Source organism: Enterobacter sp. BIDMC109 (assembly GCF_001037885.1).
Lineage (GTDB): Bacteria > Pseudomonadota > Gammaproteobacteria > Enterobacterales > Enterobacteriaceae > Enterobacter > Enterobacter hormaechei_C.
The window spans coordinates 772,861-786,784 of sequence record NZ_KQ090002.1 but is presented as its reverse complement, the minus strand read 5'-3'; the positions used below and the strand labels follow the sequence as shown (position 1 = coordinate 786,784).

The following is a 13,924-nucleotide window of genomic DNA, read 5'->3' as shown; positions in this document are numbered from 1 at the left end:
AGGAATTTCGAATGGCAACAATGCTGGATGTCTCACTGCGTGCGGGCGTGTCGAAGGCCACCGTTTCGCGCGTGCTGAACGGCACAGGTCAGGTTAAAGAGAGCACGCGTCAGCAGGTATTTCGCGCGATGGAGGAGCTGGGCTATCGTCCGAACTTTCTCGCGCGTTCGCTGGCTAACCAGACCAGCAACAGCATTGGTCTGGTCGTCTCGACGTTCGACGGTTTTTACTTTGGTCGTTTGCTACAGCAGGCGTCACGGCAGACCGAAAAGCACGGAAAACAGCTGATTGTTACCGACGGTCACGACGCCCCTGAGCAGGAAGAACAGGCGGTCCAGATGCTCGCCGATCGCAAGTGCGACGCCATCGTGCTGTATACGCGTTACATGAGCGAAAAGACGATCCTGAAGCTGATCAACAGCGTGCAGACGCCGCTGGTGATCATTAACCGTGAAGTGAGCCAGGCGGCGGATCGCTGCGTCTTCTTTGAACAGCAGGACGCAGCCTTCAAAGCGGTGGATTACCTGATAAGCCAGGGCCACCGGGAGATCGCCTGTATCACCGTCCCGATCCACACGCCAACGGGTAAAGCGCGACTGATGGGCTACCGTAAGGCGCTGGAGAAGCACGGTATTCGTCTCGACGAGCGGCGGATTAAATACGGCGATGCAGGCATGACGCGGGGTTACGAGCTGTGCAAGGAGCTGATTGCGGAAAAGACATCGTTCAGCGCCCTGTTTGCCTGTAACGATGATATGGCCCTGGGCGCCTCCAAAGCATTACACCAGGCCGGGCTGAAGATCCCGCAGGATATTTCGCTGTTTGGTTTTGACGATGCCCCCAGCGCAAAGTGGCTGGAGCCTGCCCTGTCGTCGGTGTATCTGCCGATCGACAACATGATCGTCACGGCGATCGACCAGGCGATCCGGCTGGCAAAAAACCAGCCGGTTGAAGCGATCCCGCCGTTCACCGGCACCCTGGTGTTACGCGATTCGGTGACAACAGGGCCCTGGTTTAATCAGACCAGCTCTAACGCCAGCAGCTCCTGAATGGTCTGGCGACGGCGAATCAGCCGCGCCACGCCGTTATCAAACAGCACTTCCGGCAGCAGCGGGCGGCTATTGTAGTTGGAAGACATAGACGCCCCGTACGCACCGGTATCATGCAGCACCAGATAATCTCCCGGTTTTACCTCTGGCAGCGAACGGGTTTCGACTTTCCCGCCTTCCTGCTGAGTAAAGACGTCACCGGATTCACACAGCGGGCCGGCAACAACGGTCTCGATGCGCGGGGCGTTAACCAGATCGCGGCCATCGGCGGCAAGTGCGGTGATGTGATGATAGCTGCCGTACATGGACGGGCGCATCAGATCGTTGAAGCCAGCATCAATCAGCACAAAGTGACGGCTTCCCATCTCCTTCACGCTCCGCACCTGCGCCACCAGCACGCCGGCCTCGGCAACCAGGAAACGACCCGGCTCAATCTCCAGCTTCACCGCATGGCCCAGATGGGCGGCGATGCTGTCACGCGCGGCGCTCCACAGGCCGTAATAGTGATCCGTGTCGATCGCCTCTTCCCCTTCGCGGTAAGGAATCGAAAGCCCTCCCCCGGCGGAGATCGCCTCCAGATCCTGACCAAAATCGATAACCTGACGCACCATGGCGCCACAGACCTGCTCAAGATGGCCGTAATCCACGCCGGACCCGATATGCATGTGAATGCCCACCAGCTTGAGGTTGTAGCGTTGTAAAACCTCCAGCGCCGCAGGCATATCGGCATACCAGATCCCGTGCTTGCTGTTTTCGCCCCCGGTGTTGGTTTTCTGACTGTGGCCGTGCCCAAAGCCCGGGTTGATGCGCAGCCAGACGCGATGGCCAGGAGAGACCTGCCCAAGCTGTTCCAGCATATCCACCGAACCGGCATTGACCGGGATTTGCAGCTCGTGCACGCGCGCCAGCGTGGCGTCGTCAATCAGGTCAGCGGTGAAGACGATCGCGTCGCTGTCGGCTTTCGGATCAAACCCAGCCGCTAGCGCACGTTCGATTTCACCCAGCGATACGGAGTCAACCTTCACGCCCTGCTCGCGCATCAGGCGCAGAATATGAATATTGGAGCAGGCCTTCTGCGCAAAACGCACCACGTCAAACTGATGCAGCGCGGCGATCTTCTCGCGGACAATCTGCGCATCGTAGACCCACACCGGGCAGCCGAATTCGGCAGGCAGGCGCAGCAGGTTATCGGCGTTTAAATCGGTCTCGGTCTGGTTGAGTGGGCGTGGCATGGTCGTCTCCGGAAATCTGTTTTTTATCATTACGCCATAGCCTGAAGAGAATAAAAAATATCGTTTTATCGTGAGTCTATGCAAAAATGATATGGACTACGCTCAGCCATCAGGTGCCCTATGCCCGCCGTTAACCTACGCCATATCGAGATTTTTCATGCGGTAATGACCACCGGCAATCTCACTGAAGCCGCGCACATGCTGCACACTTCGCAGCCGACGGTCAGCCGCGAGCTGGCGCGTTTTGAGAAAGTGCTGGGGCTGAAGCTGTTTGAACGCACCCGCGGCAGGCTGCATCCAACGGTGCAGGGTTTACGTCTGTTTGAGGAGGTTCAGCGCTCCTGGTACGGGCTGGACAGGATCGTGAGCGCGGCAGAGAGCCTGAGGGAGTTCCGCCAGGGCGAGCTGTCCATCGTCTGCCTGCCGGTCTTTTCCCAGTCATTCCTGCCGGTACTGTTACAGCCGTTTCTGGCCCGCTATCCGGAGGTCAGCCTGACCATCGTGCCGCAGGAGTCGCCGCTGCTGGAGGAGTGGCTTTCGGCCCAGCGCCACGATCTGGGTCTGACCGAAACCCTCGTCACGCCAGCGGGAACGGAACGCACGGAGCTGCTGTCGCTGGATGAGGTCTGCGTGCTGCCTGCCAGCCACACGCTTGCCCACAAAACGGTGCTGACCCCGGCGGATTTTCACGGTGAGAACTATATCAGCCTGTCGCAGACCGACAGCTACCGGCAGCTTCTGGATGGCCTGTTTGCCGAGCATCAGGTGAAGCGGCGGATGGTGATGGAAACGCACAGTGCGGCGTCTATTTGCGCGATGGTGCGCGCGGGCGTGGGTATTTCGGTGGTGAACCCGCTCACGGCCATGGACTACGCCAGCAGCGGCGTGGTTCTGCGCCGTTTTAGCGTTTCCGTTCCCTTTACCGTGAGCCTGATCCGCCCGCTGCACCGGCCCGCCTCAGCGCTGGTTGATGCGTTTAGTGAACACCTGATTGCGCACGCGCGTCGGGTGGCGCTTCGCTTACCTGACCTGCAAAAACCTTTATGACAGCATAAACTCCACCGCATCGGCGGCATGGATGGCGGCGGTATCGAAGACCGGTATCGGGCTTTGGTCTGCCGGCACCAGCAGGCCAATTTCGGTACAGCCGAAGATGACCCCTTCCGCCCCCTGCTGCGCCAGTTTCTCAATCACGCTGACATACAAGGCGCGCGACGTTTCGCTGAAGGTGCCCAGACACAGCTCATCAAAAATAATCTGGTTAATGCGCGCCCTGTCAGCCTCTTCCGGGATCAGGCTTTCAATCCCGAACTGGCTGCTCAGCCGCCCGCGGTAAAAATCCTGCTCCATGGTGTAGCGCGTCCCCAGCAGCGCCACGCGCGTCATGCCGGCGGCACGTATGGCTCGCCCGGTGGCATCCGCGATATGTAAGAACGGCAGCGAACAGCGCTCTTCAATGTGCGACGCCACCTTATGCATGGTGTTGGTACACAGCAGAATAGCCTGCGCGCCCGCACGCTCCAGCCCGAGCGCGGCGTCCGCCAGCATCTGCCCCGCTTTGTCCCACTCCCCGCTCGACTGGCAGGCTTCTATCTCATGGAAATCCACGCTGTGCAGCAGCAGGCTGGCCGAATGCAGACCGCCCAGACGCTGTTTGACGCCTTCATTAATCAGGCGGTAGTACGGGATCGTTGATTCCCAGCTCATGCCCCCTAACAGACCGATCGTTTTCATCTTTCCTCCTGTGCATTTCACCCAGTGAAGCAAACTTGTGATCGCCTTTCCAGTTATTTGGCTAAACGTTTCCTTTTCTCTGCGGGTGCGATAAGTTAATTGAAACAATGTTTCATTACATAACAGGGCGAAAATATGTTTATTTTCCATAAAGAGACCACGCTTGAGGATCTGGGCAACGGCGTGACGCGTCGTATTCTGGCGCACGACGGCAGGATGATGGCGGTGGAAGTGAATTTCGAACAAGGCGCGATTGGCCCGATGCATAACCACCCGCATGAGCAGCTCACCTACGTTCTCTCGGGGGAGTTTGAGTTCACCATCGGCGAGGAGAAGCATGTGGTGACCGCGGGCGACACCCTCTATAAAGCGCCGCACGTGATGCACGGCTGCGTTTGCCTGAAACCCGGCACCCTGCTGGATACCTTTACGCCGGTACGCGAAGATTTCCTGAAATAAAAAAAGGCGCTCAGTTGAGCGCCTTTTTTAATGTTATTCCGTAACCGGCTCAGGAAGTTGTTCCGGCAGCGGGTTGCGGGTGCTCATTGCCTCGCGCAACAGCACGCTGCCACAGGCGAACAGTCCACCCAGAATACACGCCAGCAGCACAATCAGGGCTTTGCCCGGGCCATCTTTTTTCACCGGCATAGAAGGAGAGAGCTGGTATTTGAACGGCTCCAGGCTCACATCTTCGAAGGAGAGTTTTTGCAGCTGTGCCAGATAGTATTCGCGGTTCTGGAAATCGGCGTTCAGCTCAGAAACGTCCTTCAGATTTTTTTCAATCTGCAATTTCTGCGCAATCCCGTCCGCACCGAGGGCGACGGAATAATCCGGATCGTCTTTCACCGCCTGTCCATTGCTGTAGACCGGCTTTTTGATCCCTGCCGCGTTCGCCACTTCCAGCGAGTAGTTCAGGCGTTGCAGGTTGGTATTATGGATATTTGTCAGACGGACCCGATCCAGTTCCAGCTGCTGCTGAACCGTTTTGGTTCTCAGGATCAGCTGATCGCGAATGTTTTGCATGGTCTCCTGCTCGACGATGCGGGAGATGTACTGAATGTAACCATTCAACACTTTCTGCGCGTCCTCTGCCGTTGGGGCAGTGAAGCTTAACGTCCAGGAGAGGTACGGTGCTTTATCAGCGTTTTTTTCCTGCGTGTTATCAACAGCCTTCATCTTTTCGGCAATATTGACCACCGCGCGGTGCAGCTCCAGCGGATCAACCTCAGCGCCATCGAGCTGAGCCATCACGTAGGGTGAGCTCTTCATGTACTCTTCAAGCAGAGACTGGGACTGAAACTTTTTGATAAACAGATTAAACACATCCGCACGGGTAATTTTCACGTCGACATCAAGCACCTGGAGCGCCACCATCATCTGGCGCAGCGAACTCCACTGCGTCTGTTCCGCGGGCGTAATGACCGCTTTACTGGTCCATTTTTGCGGTATCAGAAAGGCGATAGCCAGGCCGACCAGTGCAAATGCAAAGACAATGGTGATGATGCGTTTTTTTGCTGCCAGCAGGACGTCCAGCAGACCCAGAAGATCTATTTCTTTAGCGCTGACCGCCGGGGGAGCATAGTGAGGAAAGTTGAGATCCGTATGTTTTTTGAAATCCATCGCTGACATAACTGTTCTTCTTTTAAGGATGCAGTGAAATTCTGCCTGACTGGTTCCGGTGTAACAAATCATACAAGAATGTAAGAATTATCTGAATGACGAATTGGTACATCTGTAGACCTGCTATCAGATCTGGTAGTTAGCCACGCTGCGTGACTATTCTTATTCCCGCTCCCTTTTTGCTTCGTTATCTCTTCCTCATGGCCGGCGGCAAAGCTTCGTGAAAAGTCAAAAATGCCACCTCCCTCACTATATTGAAACAGCGTTTCGACGCCGATCACATTTCCACCATTAAGCGAATGACGCAGAAATAAATCGCAATAATATAAAATAAAACGATGTTTTAGTATCCAAGAACACCGGTTCAGCTCTTTTGAAACCAGAAGCACTTACAGCACAAAGAAAGACAAAAAAGCGTTAAAAAACAAACGTAGATTTCGCCTTTTCCAGACGTTGCACCCTGAATTTCAGCTCTCATGCCGCGCATCGCAGGCCTGGGAAAATGTAACAAAGCAGATTTCGTATTAAACCATTGATTGCCAGGTAGGTATGTATGAATGAAAACAAGCTGCTGGGGCTCGCATGGATATCACCCTACATCATCGGGCTGATACTCTTTACGGCATTCCCCTTCGTCTCATCGTTTTTCCTCAGCTTTACGGATTACGATTTGATGAGTCCGCCGGTGTTTAACGGCATTGAAAACTATCGCTACATGTTTACCGAAGACACGCTCTTCTGGAAATCCATGGGCGTGACCTTTGCCTATGTATTTTTAACCATCCCGTTAAAGCTCGCCTTTGCATTAGGAATTGCCTTTGTCCTGAACTTTAAATTACGCGGCATCGGCTTTTTCCGAACGGCCTACTATATTCCGTCGATCCTCGGCAGCTCCGTCGCCATTGCCGTATTGTGGCGCGCCTTATTTGCCATTGATGGTCTGCTGAACAGCTTTATCGGCGTATTTGGCTTTGATCCGGTGAACTGGCTGGGCGAGCCGTCGCTGGCGCTGATGTCCGTTACCCTGCTGCGCGTCTGGCAGTTCGGTTCCGCGATGGTCATCTTCCTGGCCGCGCTGCAAAACGTACCGCAGTCCCAGTATGAAGCGGCAATGATCGATGGCGCATCGAAATGGCAGATGTTCATGAAGGTGACCGTGCCGCTGATTACGCCGGTGATCTTCTTCAACTTCATCATGCAGACCACGCAGGCGTTCCAGGAATTTACCGGGCCGTACGTCATTACCGGCGGCGGGCCAACCTATTCGACCTATCTGTTCTCGCTCTACATCTACGACACCGCGTTCAAGTATTTCGATATGGGCTATGGCGCGGCGCTGGCGTGGATCCTGTTCCTGGTGGTGGCCGTCTTCGCCGGTATCGCCTTTAAGTCGTCGAAATACTGGGTGTTTTACTCCGCCGATAAAGGAGGCAAAAATGGCTGATATTCAACAACTCTCCACGGCAAGAAGCGTCGCCGAACGCGAAGTGGCCCGCACGCTGCGCAGAGAGAAAATCAACGCCTCCGTTCGCTATGTGATCCTGCTGGTTGTCGGCCTGCTGATGCTTTACCCGCTGGTGTGGATGTTCTCCGCGTCGTTCAAACCGAACCACGAGATCTTCACCACCCTGAGCCTGTGGCCAGCCCACGCCACCTGGGATGGTTTCGTAAACGGCTGGAAAACCGGCACCGAGTACAACTTCGGCCATTACATGCTGAATACCTTTAAGTATGTGATCCCGAAAGTGATCCTGACCATTATCTCCTCCACCATCGTGGCGTACGGCTTTGCCCGCTTCGAGATCCCGTGGAAAAAGTTCTGGTTCGCCACGCTCATCACCACCATGCTGCTGCCCAGCACCGTGCTGCTGATCCCGCAGTACCTGATGTTCCGTGAAATGGGCATGCTCAACAGCTATATGCCGCTGTACCTGCCGCTGGCCTTCGCCACTCAGGGGTTCTTCGTCTTCATGCTGATCCAGTTCCTGCGCGGCGTCCCGCGTGACATGGAAGAGGCGGCGCAGATAGACGGCTGTAACTCCATTCAGGTGCTGTGGTACGTGGTGGTGCCGATCCTGAAACCGGCCATTATCTCCGTCGCCCTGTTCCAGTTCATGTGGTCCATGAACGACTTTATCGGGCCGCTGATTTACGTCTACAGCGTGGATAAATACCCCATCGCACTGGCGCTGAAAATGTCCATCGACGTCACCGAAGGCGCGCCGTGGAACGAAATTCTGGCAATGGCGAGCATCTCCATTCTGCCATCCATCATTGTCTTCTTCCTGGCACAGCGCTACTTCGTACAGGGCGTCACCAGCAGCGGAATTAAAGGTTAAGAGGGAAATACCATGGCTGAAGTTATTTTCAACAAGCTGGAAAAGGTCTACTCCAACGGCTTTAAAGCGGTACACGCTATCGATCTTAAAATTGCTGAAGGGGAATTCATGGTGATCGTCGGCCCATCCGGCTGCGCCAAATCCACGACCCTGCGCATGCTGGCGGGGCTGGAAACCATCAGCGGCGGCGAGGTGCGCATCGGCGACAAGATCGTGAACAACCTCGCGCCGAAAGAGCGCGGTATTGCAATGGTGTTCCAGAACTACGCCCTCTATCCGCACATGACGGTGCGCGAGAATCTGGCCTTTGGTCTCAAGCTGAGCAAACTGCCGAAAGATCAGATTGAGTCTCAGGTGAATGAAGCCGCCAAAATTCTTGAGCTGGAAGAGCTGCTCGACCGCCTGCCGCGCCAGCTTTCCGGCGGCCAGGCGCAGCGCGTGGCGGTAGGCCGTGCGATTGTGAAAAAGCCGGATGTGTTCCTGTTCGATGAGCCGCTTTCAAACCTCGACGCCAAACTGCGCGCTTCGATGCGTATCCGTATTTCTGACCTGCACAAGCAGCTGAAGAAATCGGGTAAACCAGCAACTACCGTTTACGTGACCCACGACCAGACCGAAGCGATGACCATGGGCGACCGCATCTGCGTGATGAAGCTCGGCCATATCATGCAGGTGGACACGCCGGACAACCTCTACCACAAGCCGAAGAACATGTTCGTGGCGGGCTTTATCGGCGCGCCGGAGATGAATATACGCAAAAGCGTGCTGGTCGAAAAAGCGGGTCAGCTGCACATCGCCATTGGCGATGAAACCATGCCGCTGAACGCGGAGAAGCAGGAGAAAGTCGCGGCTTACGCGGGTCAGGAGATCTTCTACGGCGTGCGCCCGGAATTTGTATCGCTCTCTGATGAGCCCTTCCCGGACGGCGGCTGTAGCGGGGAGATGGTGCGCGTTGAGAACATGGGCCACGAATTCTTTGTGTACCTGAAGGTCGCGGACTACGAACTGACCGCCCGAATCCCGTCCGATGAGGCTAAGCCAATGATTGATAAGGGGCTTCATCGTAAGGTGTATTTCACGTTTGAGATGAACAAGTGTCATATTTTTGACGCAAAAACTGAACAGAACCTCTCTCTCTGATGGAGTGATAAAAATGAAAAAAGTGCTTTTAAGCGCAGCAATCTCCGCGACCCTCGGCCTTACCGCTTTGCCATCGATGGCGCAGAATGTGGATTTACGGATGTCCTGGTGGGGCGGCAACGGCCGTCACCAGGTCACCCTGAAAGCGCTGGAAGAGTTCCATAAGCAGAACCCGGACATCAACGTGAAAGCGGAATACACCGGCTGGGACGGTCACCTTTCCCGTCTGACCACCCAGATTGCGGGCGGCACCGAGCCGGACGTAATGCAGACGAACTGGAACTGGCTGCCGATCTTCTCCAAAACCGGTGATGGCTTCTACGATCTGAACAAGATGAAGGACGTGATCGACCTGTCGCAGTTCGATCCCAAAGAGCTACAAACCACCACCGTGAACGGCAAGCTGAACGGCATTCCGATCTCGGTGACGGCGCGCGTGTTCTACTTCAATGACGAAACCTGGAAAAAAGCGGGTATTGCGTACCCGAAAACCTGGGACGAGCTGATGGCGGCCGGTAAAACCTTCGAGAGCAAGCTCGGCAAGCAATACTACCCGGTGATCCTGGAGCACCAGGATACGCTGGCGCTGCTGAATTCGTACATGATCCAGAAGTACAACATTCCTGCGGTGGATGAGAAAACCAAAAAGTTCAGCTACACAAAGGAACAGTGGGTGGAGTTTTTCCAGACCTACAAAAAGCTGATCGACAGCCACGTCATGCCGGACACCAAATACTATGCCTCGTTCGGTAAGAGCAACATGTATGAGATGAAGCCGTGGATCCAGGGTGAATGGGGCGGCACCTACATGTGGAACTCCACCATCAACAAATATTCCGACAACCTGAAGCCACCGGCGAAACTGGAGCTGGGCAGCTACCCAATGCTACCGGGCGCCACCGACGCGGGTCTGTTCTTCAAACCGGCGCAGATGCTGTCGATTGGTAAGACGACCAAAAACCCGGAAGCGGCAGCGAAGCTGATTAACTTCCTGCTCAACAGCAAAGAAGGGGTTGATACGCTGGGTCTTGAGCGCGGCGTGCCGTTGAGCAAAGTGGCGGTGCAGTATCTGACCGAAGACGGCACCATTAAAGAGGACGATCCATCCGTGGCGGGCCTGCGCCTGGCGCAGTCGCTGCCGGCGAAACTCACCGTCTCACCATACTTTGACGACCCACAGATTGTGGCGCAGTTCGGTACCTCTTTGCAGTATATCGACTACGGGCAGAAAACCGTGGAAGAGACGGCCGCTGACTTCCAGCGTCAGGCGGAGCGTATTTTGAGACGTGCGATGCGGTAAACACAAAGCCGGGTGGCGGCTACGCCTTACCCGGCCTACAGGCTATCGTAGGCCCGGTAAGCGAAGCGCCACCGGGCAATGACATTACACGCCGATATTACGTAGTTTCTCCCCTCTCATCAGCTTGCGTTCAATATGCTCCAGGGTCACGCCTTTGGTTTCCGGAATCAGCCAGAAGGTCACGCCGATAAATGCCACGTTCAGCACTGTATAGAGCCAGAAGGTGCCTGCCGCGCCAATCGCATCCAGCAGCGTCAGGAAGGTCGCGCCAATGATCATGTTCGACACCCAGTTGGTGGTGGTGGAACAGGTGATACCAAAGTCACGGCATTTCAGCGGCTGAATTTCAGAGCACAGGATCCACACCACCGGCGCGGCGCTCATCGCGTAACCGGCGATGCACATCATGGTCATGCCGACGGAGAGCCAGGAGAGGCCGCTGGACGCCGTGCCGTTATCGAACTGCATCAGGCAGTAGCCGAGTATTAAGGTGCCGAGCGCCATCACGCTAAAGCCAATTTTCAGGGCGGGTTTACGTCCGGCCTTATCAACGGTGAACACCGCGATAAAGGTGGCGAACATAAAGGTCAGCCCTACCACCAGCGTGGCGATCATCTGCTGTTCGGTGGTGGTAAAACCGGCCATTTTAAAGATGCGTGGGGCGTAATACATGATGATGTTCATCCCCGTGAACTGCTGCATCGCCTGTAACAGCATGCCGAGGAACACCGCGCGGCGCACGTTGCGGTTTGCCTTAAACAGCGACCAGCCGCCCTGCTTCAGCTTCAGGCTCTCGCGGATTTCGTTCAGCTCTTCACGCGCTTTTTCAGACGTGTCGCGCAGCATGCGCAGCACCTCTTCCGCCTCCACGTGACGCCCTTTTTGCGCCAGCCAGCGCGGGCTGTTCGGCAGGAAAATGACTAACACAATCAGCAGCACCGCAGGCAGCGCCAACACGCCAAGCATTGCCCGCCAGTTGCCGCTGTAGCTGAAGTATGTATCCGACAGGAACGCCAGCACGATACCGAGCGTCACCATCAGCTGGTACATGCTGATCATCTTCCCGCGCACGTTTTCACTCGCCATTTCGGAGAGGTAAAGCGGCGCGGTGTAGGACGCGATACCCACCGCCACGCCCAGCAGCACGCGGGAGAGCAGCAGCACTTCAACGTTGGTTGCAAACGCTGAACCAAGAGAGCCGGCAACAAACAGGATCGCCCCGACCATCAGGCTGTATTTGCGCCCGAGACGGAACGACAGCCAGCCGTTAAAGAGCGCGCCGATGGCCGCGCCGAGCATCATGCTGCTCACCACCCACTCTTGCAGGCGGTTGCTTAACGTAAAGTGGTCGGTAATAAAGGGCAGTGCGCCAGCGATAACGCCGATATCCAGACCAAACAGTAAACCGGCTACGGCGGCCGCAACAGAAACAAACTGGTTCATGCGTCGGGTATCGCGCAGCGCAGCGGGCATAAGGGTAGAGTCATTTACAGATGTCATAGTTTCCTGCCTCAACAGCGAAATTCGTTAAGTGAAATTACGAGATACCGGAAGAAAGTGTCAGGCCGGAACTGGTGAAGATATGGATTATTTCGCTACGACATACCGATCTGTGATGGACATTACAATTTCAAATCAGGGTGGTTTAACCTTATTTTTTATTAATTAGTTAATATTTAAGCAATAAATGTGTGACACCCGTCATTCATTCCTTTTCAGTATGGATTTTTCATCTTTAAGGATATGGATAAAGCCAATTTTGGCGCAAAAAAAACCTCCACCCGAGGGCAGAGGTTCTTTATTCGGGGTGAATTATCGTGCCAGCCAGCCGCCGTCAACGGCAACGGTGTAGCCGTTAATATAATCCGAAGCCGGGGACGCCAGGAACACAACCGGGCCCATCAGATCGCTCGGCAGACCCCAGCGACCCGCTGGAATACGCTCCAGGATTGCCGCGCTGCGCTCTTCATCCGCACGCAGCTGCTGGGTATTGTTGGTGGCCATGTAGCCCGGCGCAATCGCGTTGACGTTGATGTTGTGCTGCGCCCACTCGTTCGCCAGCAGACGGGTCACGCCCATCACGGCACTCTTCGATGCGGTGTAAGACGGCACGCGGATGCCGCCCTGGAAAGAGAGCATGGAGGCAATATTGATGATCTTGCCCCCTTTCCCCTGGGCGATGAAGTGCTTCGCAGCCGCCTGGGACATAAAGAACACGCTCTTGATGTTCAGATTCATCACGTCGTCCCAGTCCGTTTCGCTGAAGTTAATCGCGTCTTCACGACGGATCAGGCCGGCGTTGTTGACCAGAATATCGATATGCCCAAACTCCGCCACCGCGCGATCCAGCAGCTCAGGGATCGCATCGATTTTGCGCAGGTCCGCGGTCAGGCTCAGGAAACGGCGGCCCAGTGCGGTAACGCGCTCGATGGTTTCCGTTGGCTCAACGATGTTAATCCCGACGATATCGCAGCCCGCTTCAGCCAGACCTAACGCCATACCCTGCCCCAGCCCGGTGTCACAACCGGAAACCACAGCCACTTTACCTTGCAGAGAAAATGCATCCAGAATCATGTTTGTTCCTTAATCGTTCAGCGCCTGTCACCAACAGGCAGATGTATGCTTAACTGCCTGCGACTAGCGCAGATCCTTAACAGCGACGTGGTCCATGTCATCGAAGACCTGGTTTTCACCGACCATACCCCAGATAAAGGTATAGGCTTTCGTTCCCACGCCAGAGTGGATAGACCAGCTCGGCGAAATGACCGCCTGCTCGTTGTGCATAACGATATGGCGCGTCTCCTGCGGCTGCCCCATCATGTGGAACACGCAGGCGTCTTCATCCATGTTGAAATAGAAGTAGACCTCCATGCGGCGCTCGTGGGTATGGCACGGCATGGTGTTCCACAGGTTGCCCGGCGCAAGCTCGGTCAGCCCCATGCTGAGCTGGCAGGTTTCCAGCACATCCGGAACAAAGTATTTGTTGATGGTGCGACGGTTGCTGGTGAGGTTATCGCCAAGGGTCACCGGGGCAACGTCCGCTGGCGTGACTTTTTTGGTGGGGTAAGTCGTATGAGCCGGGGCGCAGTTGTAGTAAAACTTCGCCGGTTTACTGGCATCAATGCTGGCGAACACCACTTCTTTCGCCCCTTTGCCGACGTACAGCGCGTCGCGGTGACCAATTTCGTAGCACTGGCCATCAACGGTAATGGTGCCCGGCCCGCCGATGTTAATCACGCCCAGTTCACGGCGTTCGAGGAAGTAGCTCACGCCCAGCTGTTTGCCCACTTCACCGCCCACGGAGACGGTTTTCGCCACCGGCATAATCCCGCCCACAATAATGCGGTCAATATGGCTGTAGAGCATGGTGTACTTGTCGGCTTCGAACACTTGCTCAACTAAAAACTCACTGCGCAGCCCCTGAGTATCCAGCGTTTTAGCGTGCGCACTGTGGATGCTTTGTCTGACGTCCACGTAAACCTCCAGAATTGATCGTGCCCGAAGGCAAAG

At 55.5% G+C, this 13,924-nt stretch carries 13 protein-coding genes; 7 read left to right on the top strand and 6 right to left on the bottom strand.

What is annotated here, in order from left to right; genetic code table 11:
• Positions 1-11: 11 nt before the first annotated feature.
• A complete protein-coding gene (locus tag SK62_RS03810) occupies positions 12-1,049 on the top strand; it encodes a LacI family DNA-binding transcriptional regulator (protein WP_003862814.1) in 1,038 nt (345 codons plus the stop codon).
• Here SK62_RS03810 and lysA read toward each other — a convergent pair.
• The gene (gene lysA, locus SK62_RS03805; RefSeq protein WP_017692727.1) at positions 1,019-2,281 is read right to left on the bottom strand and encodes a diaminopimelate decarboxylase; all 1,263 of its coding nucleotides are present in this window, start codon (positions 2,279-2,281) and stop codon (positions 1,019-1,021) included. The genes SK62_RS03810 and lysA overlap by 31 nt on opposite strands.
• 120 nt (positions 2,282-2,401) lie before the next feature.
• On the opposite strand from lysA, the gene SK62_RS03800 reads away from it, so the two are divergent.
• A complete protein-coding gene (locus SK62_RS03800; protein WP_047719230.1) occupies positions 2,402-3,328 on the top strand; it encodes a LysR family transcriptional regulator in 927 nt (308 codons plus the stop codon).
• On the opposite strand, the gene SK62_RS03795 is transcribed toward SK62_RS03800, so the two are convergent.
• Positions 3,323-4,015: an aspartate/glutamate racemase gene (locus SK62_RS03795; protein WP_047719229.1), complete on the bottom strand. Its 693-nt coding sequence runs from the start codon at positions 4,013-4,015 to the stop codon at positions 3,323-3,325. The genes SK62_RS03800 and SK62_RS03795 overlap by 6 nt on opposite strands.
• Positions 4,016-4,150: 135 nt before the next feature.
• On the opposite strand from SK62_RS03795, the gene SK62_RS03790 reads away from it, so the two are divergent.
• Positions 4,151-4,474 carry a cupin domain-containing protein gene (locus SK62_RS03790; RefSeq protein ID WP_039269867.1) on the top strand — a complete coding sequence of 108 codons (324 nt, stop codon included), beginning with the start codon at positions 4,151-4,153 and terminating at the stop codon, positions 4,472-4,474.
• 33 nt (positions 4,475-4,507) lie between these two features.
• On the opposite strand, the gene wzz(fepE) is transcribed toward SK62_RS03790, so the two are convergent.
• Positions 4,508-5,644: an LPS O-antigen length regulator Wzz(fepE) gene (wzz(fepE), locus tag SK62_RS03785; protein ID WP_023314779.1), complete on the bottom strand. Its 1,137-nt coding sequence runs from the start codon at positions 5,642-5,644 to the stop codon at positions 4,508-4,510.
• A gap of 544 nt (positions 5,645-6,188) precedes the next feature.
• On the opposite strand from wzz(fepE), the gene SK62_RS03780 reads away from it, so the two are divergent.
• The 4 genes from SK62_RS03780 to SK62_RS03765 are packed head-to-tail and all read left to right on the top strand — an operon-like array spanning position 6,189 to position 10,414.
• On the top strand, positions 6,189-7,079 hold the full coding sequence (locus tag SK62_RS03780; RefSeq protein WP_003862825.1) for a carbohydrate ABC transporter permease: 891 nt from the start codon (positions 6,189-6,191) through the stop codon (positions 7,077-7,079).
• On the top strand, positions 7,072-7,974 hold the full coding sequence (locus SK62_RS03775; protein ID WP_003862827.1) for a carbohydrate ABC transporter permease: 903 nt from the start codon (positions 7,072-7,074) through the stop codon (positions 7,972-7,974). Before SK62_RS03780 ends, SK62_RS03775 begins: the two co-directional genes overlap by 8 nt.
• A gap of 12 nt (positions 7,975-7,986) precedes the next feature.
• Positions 7,987-9,114: an ABC transporter ATP-binding protein gene (locus SK62_RS03770; RefSeq protein ID WP_017382861.1), complete on the top strand. Its 1,128-nt coding sequence runs from the start codon at positions 7,987-7,989 to the stop codon at positions 9,112-9,114.
• A gap of 13 nt (positions 9,115-9,127) precedes the next feature.
• A complete protein-coding gene (locus tag SK62_RS03765; RefSeq protein WP_032668596.1) occupies positions 9,128-10,414 on the top strand; it encodes an ABC transporter substrate-binding protein in 1,287 nt (428 codons plus the stop codon).
• A gap of 84 nt (positions 10,415-10,498) precedes the next feature.
• Here SK62_RS03765 and SK62_RS03760 read toward each other — a convergent pair whose 3' ends face one another.
• From SK62_RS03760 to kduI, 3 genes are all read right to left on the bottom strand, one after another.
• Positions 10,499-11,914 (bottom strand): arabinose-proton symporter AraE, encoded by a 1,416-nt coding sequence (locus SK62_RS03760; protein WP_023304357.1) that lies wholly within the window; start codon positions 11,912-11,914, stop codon positions 10,499-10,501.
• Positions 11,915-12,226: 312 nt separating this feature from the next.
• On the bottom strand, positions 12,227-12,988 hold the full coding sequence (gene kduD, locus SK62_RS03755) for a 2-dehydro-3-deoxy-D-gluconate 5-dehydrogenase KduD (RefSeq protein WP_003862835.1): 762 nt from the start codon (positions 12,986-12,988) through the stop codon (positions 12,227-12,229).
• 63 nt (positions 12,989-13,051) lie between these two features.
• Positions 13,052-13,888 carry a 5-dehydro-4-deoxy-D-glucuronate isomerase gene (gene kduI / locus SK62_RS03750; RefSeq protein WP_047057554.1) on the bottom strand — a complete coding sequence of 279 codons (837 nt, stop codon included), beginning with the start codon at positions 13,886-13,888 and terminating at the stop codon, positions 13,052-13,054.
• Positions 13,889-13,924: the final 36 nt, after the last annotated feature.